The organism is Pseudomonas sp. Q11 (assembly GCF_024494355.1).
Taxonomy (GTDB): Bacteria; Pseudomonadota; Gammaproteobacteria; order Pseudomonadales; family Pseudomonadaceae; genus Aquipseudomonas; species Aquipseudomonas hefeiensis.
Genome location: NZ_JAKNQY010000021.1, coordinates 91404 through 110215 on the forward strand (window position 1 = coordinate 91404; position 18812 = coordinate 110215).

Genomic DNA, 18812 nt, shown 5'->3' on the forward strand with positions numbered 1-18812 from the left:
CTGTTTTTCAACCGTCTGATTTTCAGGCGGTTTTTTTTCGGCACGGGTATTGCTACATCCCTCGCAACGTTCCGTTTAACTGACGGTCAGCCAAGCGAGAGAGCACGATGACCCAAGTCGCCCAGATATCCCCTGTCCCCGAGTCGGGGCTCATGCCGTCCGCCGAACAGGCAAGCCGGGTTGGACTTGAGCAGGCCTTTTCGCTGTTCAGCCAGATGTCCAGCCAGTTGACCGATTCCTACAGCCTGCTCGAAGCCCGTGTCACCGAGCTCAAGGGCGAACTGGCAGTGGTCAGCGCCCAGCGTATGCAGGAATTGGCGGAAAAGGAACGGCTGGCCAATCGGCTGCAAAATCTCCTCGATCTTTTGCCCGGTGGCGTTATCGTCATCGATGCTCATGGGCGTGTGCGCGAAGCCAATCCGGCGGCCTGCGAGCTGCTCGGCCTGCCGCTGGAGGGCGAGTTGTGGCGGCACGTCATTGCCCGCTGCTTCGCCCCGCGTGAAGACGACGGCCATGAAGTATCCCTCAAGGACGGCCGACGCCTCTCCATCTCTACTCGTTCATTGGATGCCGAGCCCGGGCAACTGGTGTTGCTCAACGACCTGACTGAAACCCGTCACTTGCAAGATCAACTGGCCCGCCATGAACGCCTGTCGTCCCTGGGGCGGATGGTCGCCTCGCTGGCTCATCAGATTCGTACGCCGCTGTCGGCCGCCCTGCTGTACGCCAGTCATCTGACCGAGCAGCAGTTGCCGATGGAAACCCAGCAGCGCTTCGCCGGGCGCCTGAAAGAGCGTCTGCACGAGCTGGAACATCAGGTGCGCGACATGCTGGTGTTCGCCCGTGGCGAGTTGCCACTTACCGATCGCGTTACCCCCAAGGCCTTGTTGCAATCCTTGCAAGCTGCTGCGTTGACCCATGTGCAGGACCTGCCGATTCGCTGGCAATGCGACAGTCATGCCGGCGAAGTGTTGTGCAACCGCGACACCCTGGTAGGCGCGGTGTTGAATCTTATTGAAAACGCGATCCAGGCCAGTGGCGGCGATGTCCGGTTGAAAGTGCACTTGTACACACGGGGCGATACCTTGCGTTTATGTGTCAGTGACAGTGGTAGCGGCATCGAGCCTGGCGTGCTGACGCGTTTGGGCGAACCCTTCTTTACGACCAAAACCACGGGCACGGGCCTGGGCCTGACCGTAGTCAAGGCAGTGGCTCGTGCTCATCAGGGAGAATTGCAACTGCGCTCGCGTCTGGGGCGTGGCACCTGTGCGCTGGTGCTTCTGCCGTTGTTTTCCAGTGCGCCGGGAGTGGAGTGAAGGTCATGGCAATCAAGGTGTTACTGGTTGAGGATGACCGGGCCCTGCGCGAAGCGCTGGCCGATACGCTGGTGCTGGCCGGGCACGATTACACCGCCGTCGGTTCGGCCGAAGATGCTTTGTTGGCGGTGGCGCAAGAGACCTTCGGCCTGGTGGTCAGTGACGTCAACATGCCGGGCATGGATGGTCATCAACTGCTCGGGCTGTTGCGCGCCCGTCAGCCGCAATTGCCAGTATTGCTGATGACGGCCCACGGCGCCGTCGAGCGTGCGGTGGATGCCATGCGCCAGGGGGCTGCGGATTATCTGGTCAAGCCGTTCGAGCCCAAGGCGCTGTTGGACCTGGTGGCCCGCCATGCGCTGGGCAGCCCGGCTGTCGAGGGTGAAGGCCCGGTGGCGATCGAGCCGGCCAGCGCACAGTTGCTGGAGTTGGCCGCGCGGGTGGCTCGTAGCGACTCAACTGTGTTGATTTCCGGCGAATCCGGCACCGGCAAGGAGGTGCTGGCGCGTTACATTCACCAGCAATCCCGGCGCGCCAGCGAGCCGTTTATTGCCATCAACTGTGCGGCGATTCCCGACAATATGCTTGAGGCGACGCTGTTCGGCCATGAAAAGGGTTCGTTCACTGGCGCCATCTCGGCCCAGGCCGGCAAGTTCGAGCAAGCCGATCGTGGCACCATTTTGCTCGATGAAATATCCGAAATGCCCTTGGGCCTGCAAGCCAAGCTATTGCGCGTGTTGCAGGAGCGGGAAGTGGAGCGGGTCGGCGCGCGCAAGCCTATCAGTCTGGATATCCGCGTGGTCGCGACCACTAACCGCGACCTGGCCGGCGAAGTGGCCGCAGGGCGTTTTCGCGAAGACCTTTACTACCGCCTGTCAGTATTTCCGCTGGCTTGGCGGCCGTTGCGCGAGCGCACCGCCGATATTCTGCCGCTGGCCGAGCGTCTGCTGACCAAGCACGTCAATAAAATGAAGCACGCGGCAGCCAGACTGTCCCCCGAAGCCCAGGCCTTTCTGATTGCCTACCGTTGGCCAGGCAATGTACGGGAGCTGGATAACGCCATTCAGCGGGCATTGATTCTGCAGCAGGGCGGTTTGATCCAGCCGGAAGATTTCTGCCTGAGCGGCCCGGTAGCCTGCGCGCCATTGCCGACAGTGGCCCCGACACCTGCGTTCACGCCGCCGGTTGAGGTGGATGCTGAGTCGGCCGGCGCTCTGGGAGATGACCTGCGCCGTCGCGAGTTCCAGATGATCATCGATACCCTGCGGGCCGAGCGTGGCCGTCGCAAGGAAGCGGCTGAGCGCCTGGGGATCAGCCCGCGCACCCTGCGTTACAAGCTGGCGCAAATGCGTGATGCCGGCATGGACGTCGAGGCCTATCTGTTCGCCAGTTGAGCGGTGTGCAACCGAATATCCCTTGTGGGAGCGGGCTTGCTCGCGAAAGCGATTTGCCAGTCTCCGTTGCATTGACTGAACCACCGCCTTCGCGAGCAAGCCCGCTCCCACATGCATTTGTTTTCCATGGCCACGGAGCTGGCACCCTTGTTGCTAATACCTGTGTACCCGCTGAGTAAGTGTCAAAAAAATGCGGGCCGCCAGAGAGAGTAGACCATGAGCCAAGGTATTGAATTTAATCGGTTGATGCTGGACATGCGGGCCATGCAAATGGACGCCATGGCACAGCCTAAGTCGGTCGCGGTCCCAGAAGTGGGCGGCAGCAGTTTTTCCGACATGCTCGGTCAAGCCGTCAATAAAGTGAACGATACCCAGCAGGCATCGAGTCAATTGGCCAGTGCTTTCGAGATTGGCAAAAGTGGCGTCGATCTGACGGACGTGATGATCTCTTCGCAGAAAGCCAGTGTCTCGTTTCAGGCGTTGACCCAAGTACGCAACAAACTGGTTCAAGCCTACCAAGACATCATGCAGATGCCGGTCTAAGGAAATTATTGAGTCATGGCAGAAGCAGTCGTAGATAACGTTCCGGCCAAGGCCACCCCGCCCGACGGCAAACCGCCGCTGTTCGGTCTGTCCTTCCTGGAAAACCTCTCCGAGATGACCATGCTGCGTCAGGTGGGCCTGTTGGTCGGTCTGGCTGCGAGCGTGGCGATCGGGTTTGCCGTGGTGCTGTGGTCCCAGCAGCCGGACTACCGTCCTTTGTACGGCAGCCTGGAGGGTATGGACGCCAAGCAAGTCATGGAGACCCTGGCTGCCGCCGACATTCCTTATACCGTCGAACCCAATTCCGGCGCCTTGCTGGTCAAGGCCGATGACGTTGCTCGTGCGCGCCTCAAGCTCGCCGCTGCCGGCGTAACGCCCAGCGACGGCAATATCGGTTTCGAGATCCTCGACAAGGACCAGGGCCTGGGTACCAGCCAGTTCATGGAGGCGACCCGTTATCGTCGCGGCCTTGAAGGCGAATTGGCGCGTACCATTGCCAGCCTGAACAACGTCAAGGGTGCCCGTGTGCACCTGGCGATTCCCAAAAGCTCGGTGTTTGTGCGCGATGAGCGCAAGCCGAGTGCTTCGGTACTGGTAGAACTGTATTCCGGCCGCTCCCTGGAGCCGGGCCAGGTCGTGGCCATCGTCAATCTGGTGGCGACCAGTGTTCCCGAATTGAGCAAATCCCAGATCACGGTGGTCGACCAGAAAGGCAACCTGTTGTCTGATCAGGCAGAGAACTCTGCGCTGACCATGGCCGGCAAGCAATTCGATTACAGCCGTCGCATGGAAGGCATGCTGACCCAGCGGGTACACAACATCCTGCAACCGATCCTGGGTAACGACCGCTACAAGGCCGAGGTGTCGGCCGATGTGGATTTCAGCTCCGTTGAATCGACGTCCGAACAATTCAACCCCGATCAACCGGCGTTGCGCAGCGAGCAGTCGGTAAACGAGCAACGCACCGCCAGCAATGGCCCGCAAGGTGTGCCTGGTGCGCTTAGCAACCAGCCGCCGTCGCCGGCTGCTGCTCCGCAAGTCGCGGGGGGCGCTGCTGCGGCGGCAGGCATGGTGCAACCAGGCCAGCCTCTGATCGATGCCAACGGCCAGCAGATCATGGATCCGGCCACCGGTCAGCCCATGCTGGCGCCGTACCCGGCCGACAAGCGTCAACAATCGACCAAGAACTTCGAGCTTGATCGTTCCATCAGCCACACCAAGCAACAGCAGGGCCGTTTGAATCGCCTGTCGGTCGCGGTGGTGGTGGACGATCAGGTCAAGATCAACCCGGCCAATGGCGAAACCAGCCGTGCCCCGTGGAGCGCCGACGAATTGGCGCGCTTCACTCGCCTGGTGCAGGACGCCGTGGGTTTCGACGCCAGCCGTGGCGATAGCGTGAGCGTGATCAACGTACCGTTCTCCCAGGAGCGCGGCGAAGAAATCGCCGACATTCCGTTTTATTCGCAACCCTGGTTCTGGGATGTGGTCAAGCAAGTATTGGGTGTGCTGTTCATCCTGATACTGGTGTTCGGCGTGCTGCGTCCGGTGCTCAACAACATCACCGGTGGTGGCAAGAACAAGCAGTTGGCTGGCTTGGGTGATGTAGAGCTGGGAGGCATGGGCGGCCTGGATGGCGAATTGGCCAATGATCGCGTCAGCCTCGGTGGGCCGCAGAGCATTCTGCTGCCAAGCCCGAGCGAAGGCTATGACGCTCAGTTGAACGCTATCAAGAGTCTGGTGGCGGAAGACCCGGGTCGTGTGGCCCAGGTCGTGAAAGAGTGGATTAACGCAGATGAGTGATAATCGAGCCGCTGTTGCCAAATTGTCCCGGGTCGACAAAGCCGCGATTTTGCTGCTGTCCCTGGGTTCGACCGATGCCGCGCAAGTGTTGCGTCACATGGGCCCCAAGGAGGTCCAGCGCGTGGGTGTGGCCATGGCGCAGATGGGCAACGTGCACCGTGAACAGGTCGAACAGGTGATGAGCGAGTTCGTCGACATCGTCGGCGACCAGACCAGCCTGGGCGTCGGTTCCGATGACTACGTGCGCAAAATGCTTACCCAGGCCCTGGGCGAGGACAAGGCCAATGGCCTGATCGACCGGATTCTGCTGGGCGGTAATACCAGCGGCCTGGACAGCCTCAAGTGGATGGAGCCGCGCGCGGTGGCTGACGTGATTCGTTACGAGCACCCGCAGATCCAGGCGATCGTGGTGGCTTACCTCGACCCGGATCAGGCCGGTGAAGTGCTGGGCAACTTCGACCATAAGGTGCGCCTGGACATCATCCTGCGGGTGTCGTCGCTCAATACCGTGCAGCCGGCGGCCCTGAAAGAATTGAACCAGATTCTCGAGAAGCAGTTCTCGGGCAACTCCAATGCTTCGCGCACCACCCTGGGTGGCATCAAGCGCGCGGCGGACATCATGAACTTCCTCGACAGTTCGATCGAAGGTCAGCTCATGGACTCGATCCGCGAGTTCGACGAGGACCTGTCCGGTCAGATCGAAGACCTCATGTTCGTGTTCAACAACCTGTCCGATGTCGACGACCGCGGCATCCAGGCACTGTTGCGCGAAGTGTCCTCCGACGTCCTGGTACTGGCCCTCAAGGGGTCGGACGAAGGCGTCAAGGAAAAAATCTTCAAGAACATGTCCAAACGAGCGGCCGAACTGTTGCGCGACGATCTCGAGGCCAAGGGCCCGGTACGTGTCAGCGATGTGGAAACCGCACAAAAGGAAATCCTCACCATCGCCCGCCGTATGGCCGAAGCCGGAGAGATCGTGCTCGGTGGCAAGGGCGGCGAAGAGATGATCTAAGGTCGTTATGTCTGCCAAGAGTGATGATTCACCCAGCGACCTGATCCGCGCTCGGGACGTCGGTGGTTTTGACGTCTGGTCGCTGCCCAGCTTCGACCCCCACGTGCCCGAGCCTGAGCCGGAGCCTGAGGAAGAGCTGCCGGAAATGGAGGAGGTGCCGCTGGAGGAAGTCCAGCCACTGACTCTCGAAGAAGTCGAAAGCATTCGCCAGGAGGCCTACAACGAAGGCTTCGCCATTGGCGAAAAAGAAGGCTTCCATAGCACCACGCTCAAGGTTCGCCAGGAAGCCGACGCAGCGCTGACAGCCAAGCTCCGCGCGCTGGAATCGCTGATGCTCAACCTGTTCGAGCCCATCGCCGAACAGGACACTCAGATCGAGAAATCCCTGGTGGGGCTGGTGCAGCACATCACTCGACAAGTGATCCAGCGCGAACTGGCCGTTGATTCGAGCCAGATCGAACATGTCATGCGTGAAGCGCTCAAGCTTTTGCCGCTGGGCGTGGGCAATGTGCGGCTGTACATCAATCCTCAGGATTTCGAACTGGTCAAAGCACTGCGTGAGCGTCATGAGGAAACCTGGCGCATCGTCGAGGACGAATCCCTGCTGCCAGGCGGTTGCCGCGTAGAAACCGAGCACAGCCGCATTGATGCGACCATCGAAACCCGCATCAGCCAGATCATGGCCAAGCTCTTCGACCAATTGCACGAACAGGCGCTGCACCCGGCCGCTGCCGACCTGAGCCTGGAATTGCCAGATGAGCCTCAGGTCGTCACCCATATTGATCCGGACGCCGCAGAATCGGATGCCCCTGAACTCAATACCCCTGAACTGGACGGCCGTGATGCGCCTTGAGCGAACCAGCTTTGGCAAGCGTCTGGGTAGCTACGCCGAGGCCACCGAGCTGGCCGGACAGCCGATCCTGGAAGGCCGCCTGCTGCGCATGGTCGGCCTGACCCTTGAAGCCGAGGGCCTGCGTGCTGCCATGGGCAGTCGCTGCATGGTGATCAACGACGACAGTTATCACCCGGTGCAGGTCGAAGCCGAAGTCATGGGCTTTTCCGGCAGTAAGGTCTTTCTGATGCCGGTGGGCAGCGTCGCCGGTATCGCGCCTGGCGCGCGGGTTGTGCCTTTGGCCGACACCGGTCGGCTGCCCATGGGCATGAGCATGCTCGGCCGGGTGCTTGACGGTGCCGGGCGAGCGCTCGACGGCAAGGGCGGCATGAAGGCCGAAGATTGGGTGCCGATGGACGGCCCGACGATCAACCCCCTCAAGCGCGACCCCATCAGCGTACCGCTGGACGTGGGCATCCGTTGCATCAACGGCTTGTTGACGGTCGGACGCGGTCAGCGTCTGGGCCTGTTTGCCGGTACGGGGGTGGGCAAGAGTGTGCTGCTGGGCATGATGACCCGTTTCACTGAAGCGGACATTATCGTGGTGGGGCTGATCGGCGAACGGGGTCGCGAGGTGAAGGAATTCATCGAGCACATCCTTGGCGAAGAGGGCCTCAAACGCTCAGTGGTCGTGGCTTCGCCGGCCGATGATGCGCCATTGATGCGCCTGCGGGCCGCTATGTACTGCACGCGGATCGCCGAGTATTTTCGCGACAAGGGCAAGAATGTCCTGCTGCTGATGGACTCGTTGACCCGCTTCGCCCAGGCTCAGCGGGAAATCGCCCTGGCCATCGGCGAGCCACCGGCCACCAAGGGCTATCCTCCCTCGGTATTTGCCAAGCTGCCCAAGCTGGTTGAGCGCGCGGGTAATGCGGAGAAGGGCGGCGGTTCGATCACGGCGTTCTATACCGTGCTGTCCGAAGGCGACGACCAGCAGGATCCCATTGCTGACTCGGCCCGTGGCGTGCTCGACGGTCACATTGTGTTGTCCCGGCGCCTGGCCGAGGAGGGGCACTATCCGGCCATCGACATCGAGGCGTCCATCAGCCGGGTCATGCCGTCGGTCATCAGTGCCGAGCACATGAAACGTGCCCAACAGTTCAAGCAATACTGGTCGCGCTATCAGCAAAGTCGCGATCTGATCAGTGTCGGTGCCTACGTGCCCGGCGGTGACCGCGAGACCGATACGGCCATCAATCTCTATCCGGCAATGGCGGTTTACCTGCGCCAGAGCCTGAACGACAACATCGGTATGGGCGCCAGCGAAGCGCACCTGCAGAGCATCTTCACTCCGGTCGCTGGCGGGTAACCGGCCATGGCCACGAGTCGTGCGGCGCGTCTGGCGCCTGTGGTGGAGATGGCGGAAAAAGCCGAAAAAACCGCCGTCCAGCGGTTGGCGTATTTCCAAGGGCATGTGGCAGTCGCCGAGAGCAAACTGGCGGACCTGGAAAACTTCCGTCTCGAATATCAGGAGCAGTGGATCGCCCGTGGCAGCCACGGAGTTTCGGGTCAATGGTTGCTGGGTTACCAGGGCTTTCTTGCGCAATTGGGCACCGCCATCGACCAGCAGCGTCAGAGTCTGGTCTGGCACCAGAACAACCTGGAAAAGGCCCGTCAGAGTTGGCAAGAAGCCTTCGCCCGCGTCGAAGGTCTACGTAAACTCGTACAGCGTTACATCGACGAAGCGCGGCGATTGGAGGACAGGCGCGAACAAAAATTGCTGGATGAATTATCCCAGCGCCTACCGCGTCAGGACCCATATTGATCATGGGCACGGGATTTTGTTGGGCAAGTGATCCAAAACCTTGCTCAGACTTCTACCAGGTGCTAAACCTTGTACACGTATGTCCATGACAAGGAAGCCGAGCATGTCAGTCGTTACCGAAGTATCACCCAATGGGCAGAAGCTGACGATTTCGATCAAGGGTCGTTTCGATTTCGGGAGGCATCAGGAGTTTCGCGAGTCTTACGAACGGCTCAATACGATACCGGCCTCCATCGTGGTGGATTTGAAGGAAGTCAATTATCTCGACAGTTCCGCCTTGGGCATGCTCCTGCTGTTGCGCGATTATGCCGGTGGCGAAGATTCGGATATCCGGATCGTGAACAGCAACAGTGACGTCAAGAAAATCCTCGCGATCTCAAATTTCGACAAGTTGTTCGATATCTACCCGAAAGAAGGCGTTGTGAAAGACAGCGCCGAAGAGCAAGGCAAGCCACAGGCAAGTCATCCCCAGGACAAGCTTCATCCAGGCAAAGCCTGACCCGTAGCCATGTTGCCCGACCTCGAGCCGCTGACGGTCCTGATTGCCGAAGACAGCGCCGCTGACCGGCTGTTGTTGTCGACCATTGTTCGTCGCCAGGGCCATCACGTCCTCACTGCGGCCGATGGTGCAGAGGCGGTCGAGATCTATATCGAACAGCGTCCGCACCTGGTGCTCATGGATGCGATGATGCCGGTGATGGATGGTTTCGAGGCGGCGCAAAAGATCAAGCAGCTGGCCGGGGAACAGTTGGTTCCAATCATTTTCCTCACCTCTTTGACCGAGAGTGAGGCCCTGGCCCGTTGCCTGGAGGCCGGCGGTGACGATTTTCTGGCCAAGCCCTATAACCAGGTCATCCTGGCCGCCAAGATCAAGGCCATGGACCGTTTGCGTCGGTTGCAGGCCACCGTCGTGGAGCAGCGCGACCAGATCGCCCGGCACCATGATTACCTGCTCAACGAGCAGCGCGTCGCCAAGGCCGTGTTCGACAAGATCGCCCATTCTGGCTGCCTGAGCGCGCCGAACATACGTTACCTGCAATCTCCTTACGCCCTGTTCAACGGTGATTTGCTGCTGGCCGCGTTCAATCCGGCCGGCGACATGCACATCCTGCTGGGGGACTTTACCGGACACGGTTTGCCGGCCGCGGTGGGTGCGATGCCGCTGGCGGAGGTGTTCTACGGGATGACCGCCAAAGGGTATGGCCTGGCGCAGATCCTGCGAGAGATGAATGCCAAGCTCAAGCGTATCTTGCCGGTGGACATGTTTTGCTGCGCGACGCTGTTATGCCTGAGTTTCCAGCGCTGCACGGTGGAGGTCTGGAACGGCGGCATGCCCGATGGCTACCTGCATGACAGCCTCAGCGGCGTGCGTACGCCATTGCCGGCGCGGCACTTGCCGCTGGGCGTGCTCACTCCTCAGTTATTCGATGACCGCACTGAAGTGCACGCCATGTCGCTGGGTGATCGAGTGTTCCTGTTGTCCGACGGTGTGATCGACACCGCTGACGACAGTGAGCAACTGTTTGGCGTTGAGCGGTTACAACAGGTATTTGCGGCCAATCGAGAACCCGATTGTCTTTTCGAAGACATCCAGCAGGCCCTGCGGGATTTTCGCGGCGAACCGCGGGATGACTTCAGTATGGTCGAGGTGCGCTTGGTCGCGCCGACGCAACTCAACCCGCCGCCGCCGGTCTATTCCGATAGCGGCCAGTCCAGTCCACTGGACTGGTCGATGACGTTCGAGTTCCGGGCGCAGACGCTCAAGCGGTTCAATCCGATGCCGTACCTGTTGCAGTTGTTGCTTGAGGTTCATGGGCTCAGGGCTCAGAGTGGCGCCCTTTACAGCGTGCTGTCGGAGCTCTACTCCAATGCTTTGGAGCATGGCGTATTGGGGCTCGATTCGAGCATCAAGCGTGATGCGTCGGGCTTCGCCCGTTATTACAGCGAGCGCAATCGGCGCCTGGATGAACTGAATACCGGGCATGTGCGGGTCCATTTTCACGTCACGCCTCACGGTGAAGGTGGTCGCCTGGTCATTGAAGTCGAAGACAGTGGCCAGGGCTTCGATGTCGATCGGGTGCTGGCGCGCCCCTTGGACTGTAACCGGCTGTCGGGGCGCGGCGTCAGTCTGGTGCGGCAGTTGAGTCATCAAGCCTGCTGGTCCGACGATGGTCGTAGTGCGCACGTGGAGTTTTTCTGGGAGGCTCTGGCATAATCGGCGCCATTCTTGATCAGGGAGCGAACAAGTGAGTGAGATTCATCTGGACCGCGACGTACTGAGTACGTTGAAGGAAGTCATGGAGGACGGGTATCTGGAGTTGCTGGATACCTTTCTCAACGATTCCGAAGCACGCCTGCGTGTGCTGCATGAAGCTCGGGACGCGGAGAAGCTTGGCGCCACGGCCCACAGCTTCAAGGGCAGCAGCAGCAATATGGGCGCCATCCGTCTCGCAGAGTTGTGTGGTGAGTTGGAGCAGCGTGCCAAACAGCCGTCGTTGGGCGGAATCGAGAAACTGGTCAGCGAAATTGATAGTGAGTTCGCTCACGTTCGAAAGCTATGCCGGGAAGAGCGTGAAGGCTTCCACTGTTGAAATTCAACCGTTGCCGATACATTGGCCCGGCCCTTGCATTGTCCTGTCTCGCCTGTACCTATGATTCCAGTGCAGCGGAGACCTTTTTATGCCCGTAACGCCCAATACACTGCTTCAGGCCGCCGTTCAGGCCAAGCCTCAGGCCGCCGTCAATTCACCGGCAGCGGCCCCGGAATTCGGGGATAAAGCCTCTAGCTTCGCCCAGGTCTTCGCCCGTCAGGCGCCCGCCAAATCATCGGCGGCTCCCGAGCCATCGGTTAAACCGGGGCGCGACAAGGCCTCAGATAACACCGTCAAAAAGGACGACGGCAACGAAACGGCTGCCGCCTCCGAGCCGACGGTTGCCGATAGCGGCAAATCCTTGCCCGCCGACAAACCACCAACGGCTGATGACAAGGCGGCCAGTGACGACAGCGCCGACACGACTGAAACCCCGGTTGCGCAAGCTGATCCAGGCGATCCGACAGTGGATCCCGCGTTGCTGCCGGATAGGGTTACACCAGTCGCTGCAGCCGAGGCGGAACCCGCGCCCGTGGTGGTCGCGACAGTGCCTCAAGCCGCTGCGAATCCGGTTGTCCCGATGACCGCTTCAGCCCAGGCTTCGGCGGCTGCGGTCGATCCTGAATTCGATCCGGCCGCCGATCCGCTCGATGCATTGCCAGCCTTGCGCCTGGCGATGGAGCAGGGCGGTCATGTTTCTGCTGCCAGCCAGGCGCAGTCCAAGACACCTGCCCCGGCATCGCTCGACGGTGAGCCGACATCAGCCCAGACCTTTGCCGCTGGCATGGCGAGCATGCTCACCGTGCAGGCTGACCAAAACAGTACCGGCCCCGGCAGCCAGGGCGGTGACAAGGCATTTGGCGGCTTGATCAATGAGGGCCTCAAGGATCTGACCGCCGCCTCCAGCGATACCCGAGTGGATGATTTTGCCAACCGTCTGGCAGCGCTAACCCAGGCCGCCACGCCAAAGACCGCCAATGCGATACCGGTCAATCAGCCTATCGCCATGAATCAGAGCGGCTGGACCGAAGAAGTGGTCAACCGGGTGATGTACCTGTCGAGCGTCAACCTCAAGGCGGCTGATATCCAGTTGCAGCCGGCCGAACTCGGTCGCCTGGATATCCGGGTGAACATGGTTCCGGACCAGCAGACCCAAGTCACATTCATGAGTGCTCACTCTGGCGTTCGCGAAGCCCTCGAAGGCCAGATGCATCGCCTGCGCGACAGTTTTGCCCAACAAGGCATGGGCCAGGTCGACGTCAGCGTGTCTGATCAATCCCGTGGTTCCCAGGGGCAGGATCAGCAAGCGCAGCAACAGGCTCAGGCTGGACGTACAACCTCGTCTGGTGGACGTGTGGATTCGGTAGAAGAAGACCTGCCAGCCAGCATCGCTGAAGTAGCAGCCACTGCCACCAGCGTGATCGGCACCAGTGCGGTCGATTTCTACGCCTGACCCCAAGATGCCCCCCCCCTGTGGGAGCGAGCCTGCTCGCGATAGCGGTGAATCAGTCCCAAAATGGGTGACTGACACTCCGCTATCGCGAGCAGGCTCGCTCCCACATTGGTTTTATGGCGTTCTGAAGATTGCATCCGAATCGTGATCCTGCCCCAACACTTCTGGCATAACACTTGCTCCAGCCTTGCCGTGCAACAGTGAAAACCCCGATTAGTGACGGATTATTGGCATGGCGAAGAGCGAAGCAGCAGCTGTAAAAGACCCGGCAACCAAGGGCAAACTCAAGCTGATCATCTTGATCGTAGTGGGCTTGCTCCTGGCCATGGGGGTCTCCGTGGGGGCAACCTGGTATTTCATGCACAATGCTCAAAGCAAGCCGGCCGTGGCAGTCGAAGCTGCGCCGGTGGGTAAGCAGCCAGCGATTTTCGAGCCGATGGCACCCGCTTTCGTGACCAACTACACCCAGAACGGTCGTCAACGCTACATGCAGGTCAGTATCACCCTGTTGGGCCGCAACCAGGCTGACCTGGAAGCGCTGCGGGTACACATGCCACTGATCCGCAATAACCTGGTGATGCTGTTTTCCGGACAGAATTTCGACACCCTGGCCACGCCCGTTGGCCAGGAAATGCTGCGTCAGCAAGCCACGGCCAGCGTGCAGGAAGTGGCTCAAAAAGAGCTCGGCAAAGTGGTGATCGAACAGTTGCTCTTCACTAACTTCGTATTGCAGTAGGAACCCGACATGGCCGTGCAGGACCTGTTGTCCCAGGATGAAATCGACGCGCTGTTGCATGGTGTCGACGATGGCCTGGTGCAGACCGAAAACGCTGCTGAGCCGGGCAGCGTCAAAAGCTACGACCTGACCAGCCAGGATCGCATCGTTCGCGGACGGATGCCGACCCTGGAAATGATCAACGAGCGTTTCGCCCGATACACCCGCATCAGCATGTTCAACATGCTGCGCCGTTCGGCCGATGTGGCCGTCGGTGGTGTGCAGGTGATGAAATTCGGTGAGTACGTGCACTCGCTGTATGTACCCACCAGCCTCAACCTGGTAAAGATCAAGCCGTTGCGCGGCACTGCGCTGTTCATCCTCGACGCCAAGCTGGTGTTCAAACTGGTGGACAATTTCTTCGGCGGCGACGGTCGTCACGCCAAGATCGAAGGGCGTGAATTCACCCCGACCGAGCTGCGGGTAGTGCGCATGGTGCTGGAGCAGGCCTTCGTCGACCTGAAGGAGGCCTGGCAGGCGATCATGGAAGTGAACTTCGAGTACATCAACTCTGAAGTGAACCCGGCCATGGCCAACATCGTCGGCCCGAGCGAAGCCATTGTGGTTTCGACCTTCCACATCGAACTCGATGGCGGTGGCGGCGATCTGCACGTGACCATGCCGTACTCGATGATCGAGCCGGTACGGGAAATGCTCGACGCCGGCTTCCAGTCGGACCTCGACGATCAGGATGAGCGCTGGATCAATGCTTTGCGTCAGGATGTGCTGGATGTCGACGTGCCGATCGGCGCGACGGTTGCCCGGCGTCAGCTGCGCCTGCGGGACATCCTGCATATGCAGCCGGGGGACATTATCCCTGTCGAGATGCCTGAAGACATGATCATGCGCGCCAACGGTGTACCGGCCTTCAAGGTCAAGATGGGCTCTCACAAAGGCAACCTGGCATTGCAAGTGATCGAGCCGATCGAACGCCGCTGAGCGGTGTCGAACTCTTTAATTTTGTAACGGATTTTACGTTTTTAACTGATTTTTTGCCCGCCGAGGACAAATGATGGCTGACGATATGAACACCCAGGATGACCAGGCGCTGGCCGACGAATGGGCAGCAGCCCTGGAAGAAACCGGCGACGCCGGACAAGCTGACATTGACGCTTTGCTGGCGGCCGACACGGGTGCTCACGCTTCCAGCCGACTGCAGATGGAAGAGTTTGGCAGCGTGCCCAAAAGCAACGAACAGGTGACGCTGGACGGACCGAACCTGGACGTGATTCTCGACATCCCGGTGTCGATTTCCATGGAAGTGGGCAGCACCGACATCAACATTCGCAACCTGCTGCAACTCAACCAGGGCTCGGTGATCGAGCTGGACCGCCTGGCTGGCGAGCCGCTGGATGTGCTGGTCAACGGCACGCTGATCGCCCATGGCGAGGTCGTGGTGGTCAACGAGAAGTTCGGCATTCGCTTGACGGACGTGATCAGTCCGAGCGAACGCATCAAGAAGCTGCGCTGAGTGAAAGGTTTTTTCGCAACAGCCTTGATGCTGCCGTTCAGCGTGCTGGCGGCCGAACCGGCAGCCACCGTAGCTGCTGCTCCGGCGGCGGGTGGCGGGATAGCCGGGCAACTGGCGCAGTTGGTGCTTGGTCTGCTACTGGTGCTGGGGTTGATCTTCTTCCTGGCCTGGTTGCTGCGCCGCGTGCAACAGTCGGGGCCAGCCGGCAAGGGGCAGGTCATCGACATCGTCGCTTCCCGTGCACTGGGCCCGCGAGACCGGCTGGTGCTGGTTCAGGTCGGCAATGAGCAGATTCTGCTGGGTCTGAGCCCGGGCACCATTACCGCATTGCATGTTCTCAAGGAGCCGGTGCAGGTGCCCGTCACCGACCAGGCCACCCCCGAGTTTGCCCAGCGCCTCATGGAACTGTTGGGTAAAGAGCAGAAGGATAAAAAGTAATGCCATTGCGCATTCTGTTGGCGGTGGTCCTGATGCTGGCCGCGCCGCTGGTGTTTGCCGCCGATCCGCTGTCGATCCCGGCAATCACCCTGGGCACCAACGCCGAAGGGGCTCAGGAATATTCGGTCAGCCTGCAGATCCTGCTGATCATGACCGCGCTGAGTTTCATCCCGGCGTTCGTCATGTTGATGACCAGTTTCACCCGGATCATTATCGTCTTTTCGATCCTGCGCCAGGCCCTGGGCTTGCAGCAGACGCCATCGAACCAGATTCTTACCGGCATGGCGCTGTTCTTGACGATGTTCATCATGGCACCGGTCTTCGACCGGGTGAACCAGGATGCGCTGCAGCCCTACCTGGCGGAAACCCTCAGCGCCCAGGACGCGGTGGCCAAGGCTGAAGTGCCGATCAAGGATTTCATGCTGGCCCAGACCCGCACCAGCGACCTGGAACTGTTCATGCGCCTGTCCAAGCGCACTGACATCGCCAGCCCGGACCAGGCGCCGCTGACTATCCTGGTGCCGGCGTTCGTGACCTCCGAGCTGAAGACCGCGTTCCAGATTGGTTTCATGATTTTCATCCCGTTCCTGATCATCGACCTGGTGGTCGCCAGCGTGCTCATGGCCATGGGTATGATGATGCTGTCGCCATTGATCATTTCCCTGCCGTTCAAAATCATGCTGTTCGTGCTCGTGGACGGCTGGGCGCTGATCATCGGCACCCTGGCGGGCAGTTTCGGCGGTGTTTAGGCCATTTGTGCGGGTAGCAAGAATATGACGCCTGAAGTAGCGGTAGACCTGTTCCGCGAAGCGCTCTGGCTGACGACCATGATGGTCGCCGTGCTGGTGATCCCCAGCCTGCTGGTGGGCTTGCTGGTGGCGATGTTCCAGGCCGCGACCCAGATCAACGAACAGACCCTGAGCTTCCTGCCGCGCCTGCTGGTGATGCTGGTGACATTGATCGTCGCCGGGCCCTGGCTGGTGCAAACTTTCATGGAATACATCCTGCAGCTTTACGGCAGTATTCCACAGTTGATCGGCTGACCTGATGTCGATGCTCGAACTGACGGATACCCAGATCAGTACCTGGGTGGCGTCATTTATCCTGCCGTTGTTTCGTGTCACCGCGGTGCTGATGAGCATGCCGGTCTTTGGCACCACCCTTGTGCCGACCCGCATACGGCTGTATTTCGCCCTGGCGATCACGGTGGTCATTGCGCCGGGGCTGCCGCCTATGCCGCCCGTCAACGCCCTGGACCTCAGTGCGTTGATGCTGATAGCCGAGCAGATTCTGATTGGCGTCTTGATGGGCTTTTCGCTGCAGCTGTTTTTCCAGTCGTTTGTGGTGGCCGGGCAAATCATTTCGATCCAGATGGGCATGGGCTTCGCGTCCATGGTTGACCCCACCAATGGCGTGAACAGTGCTGTGATCGGGCAGTTCCTGACGATGCTGGTGACGCTGCTGTTTCTGGCCATGAACGGGCACCTGGTGGTGTTCGAGGTGCTGACCGAGAGCTTCACCACATTGCCGGTGGGCAGCGCGATGCTGGTCAATCATTTCTGGGACATCGCCGGCAAGCTCGGCTGGGTTCTAGGGGCGGCGATGGTGCTGGTGTTGCCCGCGATTACCGCGTTGCTGGTGGTCAATATTGCGTTTGGCATCATGACCCGGGCGGCGCCGCAGTTGAACATTTTCTCCATCGGTTTCCCGCTGACCCTGGTGCTGGGCCTGGTGATTTTCTGGATCAGCCTGGGGGATATTCTCAACCAGTATCAGCCGCTGGCGACCCAGGCCCTGCAGCTGTTACGCGACATGGCACAGGCGCGCTGAACCATGGCCGAAAGCGAGAGTGGTCAGGACAAGACAGAAGACCCCACGGAGAAGCGCAAGAAAGAGTCCCGGGACAAGGGCGAAATTGCGCGCTCCAAGGAGCTCAATACCCTGGCGGTGATGTTGGCGGGGGCGGGCGGTCTATTGATTTATGGCGGCGGGCTGGCCCTGGATCTGCTGGAAATCATGCGCCTGAATTTTTCCCTGCCCCGTGAGGTGCTGCTCAGTCCCGGCGCCATGGGGCAATACCTGCTGCACTCCGGCAAAATCGCGATCCTGGCTGTGCAACCCGTGCTGATTTTTCTGCTGATTGCGGCCATTATCGGCCCGATTTCCCTGGGGGGCTGGCTGTTTGCCGGCAAGAGCCTGGCGCCCAAGTTCAGTCGGATGAACCCGGCTAACGGCCTCAAGCGAATGTTTTCCACCACGGCGCTGATGGAGTTGCTCAAGGCGCTTGGGAAGTTTTTCCTGATCCTGTTTGTCGCGCTGACGGTACTGCAGGCCGATATCGATGACTTGCTGCGCATCGCCCATGAACCCTTGGAACAGGCGATCATCCACAGCGTGCAACTGGTGGGCTGGAGTACATTATGGATGGCTTGCGGCTTGATTCTGATCGCCGCCATCGACGTGCCGGTCCAGTTGTATCAGAGCAAGCAGAAGCTGCTGATGACCAAGCAGGAGATCCGCGACGAGCACAAAGACCAAGAGGGCAAACCGGAGGTCAAGCAACGGATTCGCCAGTTGCAGCGTGAAGTGTCCCAGCGCCGGATGATGGCGGCGATTCCGGACGCCGACGTGGTCATCACCAACCCGACCCACTACGCCGTAGCACTCAAGTACGACCCCGATAAAGGCAATGCCCCGGTGTTGCTGGCCAAGGGCAGTGATTTCCTGGCGCTGAAAATCCGCGAGATCGCCGTAGCCAACGAAGTGATGCTGCTCGAATCCCCGGCTTTGGCGCGGTCGATTTACTACTCCACCGAGCTCGACCAGGAAATTCCTGGCGGCCTGTACCTGGCCGTGGCCCAAGTGCTGGCCTACGTCTATCAGATCCGTCAACACCGCGCTGGCAAGGGCAAACGCCCCGAGCCTCTCAAGGATTTACCGATTCCACCGGATTTGCGGCGCGACTCCTGACTCGGGCCTGTGCTAATTCCGCTTGGATGCAGAGCCTGTGGGAGCAAAGCTTGCTCGCGATAGCGGTCTGCCAGTCAAACCTGCATCGACTGGTCCACTGCTATCGCGAGTAAGCTTTGCTCCCACAGGTTTTTTGGGCAAATACAACGCCTGCGCACGACTCGGAAAACTGTGGGAGCGAGCCTGCTCGCGATGACGGCGACACATTCAGCATCCCTGCAAGCTGACCCACCGCTATCGCGAGCAAGCTTTGCTCCCACAGGTCTTTTGGGGCGAATACGGCGCCTGCGCATGACTCGGAAAACTGTGGGAGCGAGCCTGCTCGCGATGACGGCGACACATTCAGCATCCCTGCAAGCTGACCCGCCGCTATCGCGAGCAAGCTTTGCTCC

General features: G+C 60.1%; 19 protein-coding genes and 1 pseudogene. All 20 read left to right on the forward strand.

What is annotated here, in order from left to right:
• Nucleotides 1-107: 107 nt before the first annotated feature.
• The 20 genes and pseudogenes from MA884_RS20520 to flhB all read left to right on the forward strand — a co-directional run bounded on the left by MA884_RS20520 (nt 108) and on the right by flhB (nt 18420).
• Complete coding sequence (locus MA884_RS20520) at nt 108-1316, forward strand: PAS domain-containing sensor histidine kinase (RefSeq protein WP_256232211.1); 1209 nt, start codon at nt 108-110, stop codon at nt 1314-1316.
• A 5-nt stretch (nt 1317-1321) separates the two neighbouring features.
• Entirely contained in the window at nt 1322-2710 is a 1389-nt protein-coding gene (locus MA884_RS20525; RefSeq protein WP_256232213.1) for a sigma-54 dependent transcriptional regulator, read from the forward strand.
• Nucleotides 2711-2926: 216 nt separating this feature from the next.
• The gene (gene fliE / locus MA884_RS20530) at nt 2927-3253 is read left to right on the forward strand and encodes a flagellar hook-basal body complex protein FliE (protein WP_256232214.1); all 327 of its coding nucleotides are present in this window, start codon (nt 2927-2929) and stop codon (nt 3251-3253) included.
• A gap of 15 nt (nt 3254-3268) precedes the next feature.
• The gene (gene fliF, locus MA884_RS20535; RefSeq protein WP_256232215.1) at nt 3269-5053 is read left to right on the forward strand and encodes a flagellar basal-body MS-ring/collar protein FliF; all 1785 of its coding nucleotides are present in this window, start codon (nt 3269-3271) and stop codon (nt 5051-5053) included.
• Nucleotides 5046-6065: a flagellar motor switch protein FliG gene (gene fliG, locus MA884_RS20540; protein ID WP_003199086.1), complete on the forward strand. Its 1020-nt coding sequence runs from the start codon at nt 5046-5048 to the stop codon at nt 6063-6065. The genes fliF and fliG overlap by 8 nt, the downstream gene beginning before the upstream one ends.
• 7 nt (nt 6066-6072) lie before the next feature.
• Nucleotides 6073-6918, forward strand: coding sequence for a flagellar assembly protein FliH (gene fliH / locus MA884_RS20545; protein ID WP_256232216.1), 846 nt, complete (start codon nt 6073-6075; stop codon nt 6916-6918).
• Entirely contained in the window at nt 6908-8266 is a 1359-nt protein-coding gene (gene fliI, locus MA884_RS20550) for a flagellar protein export ATPase FliI (RefSeq protein ID WP_256232217.1), read from the forward strand. The genes fliH and fliI overlap by 11 nt, the downstream gene beginning before the upstream one ends.
• Before the next feature lie 6 nt (nt 8267-8272).
• Nucleotides 8273-8722 carry a flagellar export protein FliJ gene (gene fliJ, locus MA884_RS20555; protein WP_256232219.1) on the forward strand — a complete coding sequence of 150 codons (450 nt, stop codon included), beginning with the start codon at nt 8273-8275 and terminating at the stop codon, nt 8720-8722.
• Between the two features lie 103 nt (nt 8723-8825).
• A pseudogene (locus MA884_RS20560) lies at nt 8826-9125 on the forward strand (STAS domain-containing protein); the annotation flags it as partial.
• Between the two features lie 105 nt (nt 9126-9230).
• The gene (locus MA884_RS20565; protein ID WP_256232220.1) at nt 9231-10937 is read left to right on the forward strand and encodes a fused response regulator/phosphatase; all 1707 of its coding nucleotides are present in this window, start codon (nt 9231-9233) and stop codon (nt 10935-10937) included.
• A 31-nt stretch (nt 10938-10968) separates the two neighbouring features.
• On the forward strand, nt 10969-11313 hold the full coding sequence (locus MA884_RS20570) for an Hpt domain-containing protein (protein ID WP_256232221.1): 345 nt from the start codon (nt 10969-10971) through the stop codon (nt 11311-11313).
• A gap of 88 nt (nt 11314-11401) precedes the next feature.
• Entirely contained in the window at nt 11402-12766 is a 1365-nt protein-coding gene (locus MA884_RS20575) for a flagellar hook-length control protein FliK (RefSeq protein ID WP_256232222.1), read from the forward strand.
• 232 nt (nt 12767-12998) lie between these two features.
• Nucleotides 12999-13502, forward strand: coding sequence for a flagellar basal body-associated protein FliL (gene fliL, locus MA884_RS20580; protein WP_256232223.1), 504 nt, complete (start codon nt 12999-13001; stop codon nt 13500-13502).
• A 9-nt stretch (nt 13503-13511) separates the two neighbouring features.
• A complete protein-coding gene (fliM, locus tag MA884_RS20585; protein ID WP_003184019.1) occupies nt 13512-14480 on the forward strand; it encodes a flagellar motor switch protein FliM in 969 nt (322 codons plus the stop codon).
• Between the two features lie 73 nt (nt 14481-14553).
• Nucleotides 14554-15012: a flagellar motor switch protein FliN gene (gene fliN / locus MA884_RS20590; RefSeq protein WP_256232224.1), complete on the forward strand. Its 459-nt coding sequence runs from the start codon at nt 14554-14556 to the stop codon at nt 15010-15012.
• Entirely contained in the window at nt 15013-15450 is a 438-nt protein-coding gene (gene fliO, locus MA884_RS20595; RefSeq protein WP_256232225.1) for a flagellar biosynthetic protein FliO, read from the forward strand. It begins immediately after the preceding gene.
• Nucleotides 15450-16199, forward strand: coding sequence for a flagellar type III secretion system pore protein FliP (fliP, locus tag MA884_RS20600; RefSeq protein ID WP_256232226.1), 750 nt, complete (start codon nt 15450-15452; stop codon nt 16197-16199). Before fliO ends, fliP begins: the two co-directional genes overlap by 1 nt.
• 24 nt (nt 16200-16223) lie before the next feature.
• Nucleotides 16224-16493 (forward strand): flagellar biosynthesis protein FliQ, encoded by a 270-nt coding sequence (gene fliQ / locus MA884_RS20605; protein ID WP_047226258.1) that lies wholly within the window; start codon nt 16224-16226, stop codon nt 16491-16493.
• A 4-nt stretch (nt 16494-16497) separates the two neighbouring features.
• Complete coding sequence (gene fliR, locus MA884_RS20610) at nt 16498-17280, forward strand: flagellar biosynthetic protein FliR (RefSeq protein WP_256232227.1); 783 nt, start codon at nt 16498-16500, stop codon at nt 17278-17280.
• Nucleotides 17281-17283: 3 nt separating this feature from the next.
• Entirely contained in the window at nt 17284-18420 is a 1137-nt protein-coding gene (flhB, locus tag MA884_RS20615) for a flagellar biosynthesis protein FlhB (protein ID WP_256232228.1), read from the forward strand.
• Nucleotides 18421-18812: the final 392 nt, after the last annotated feature.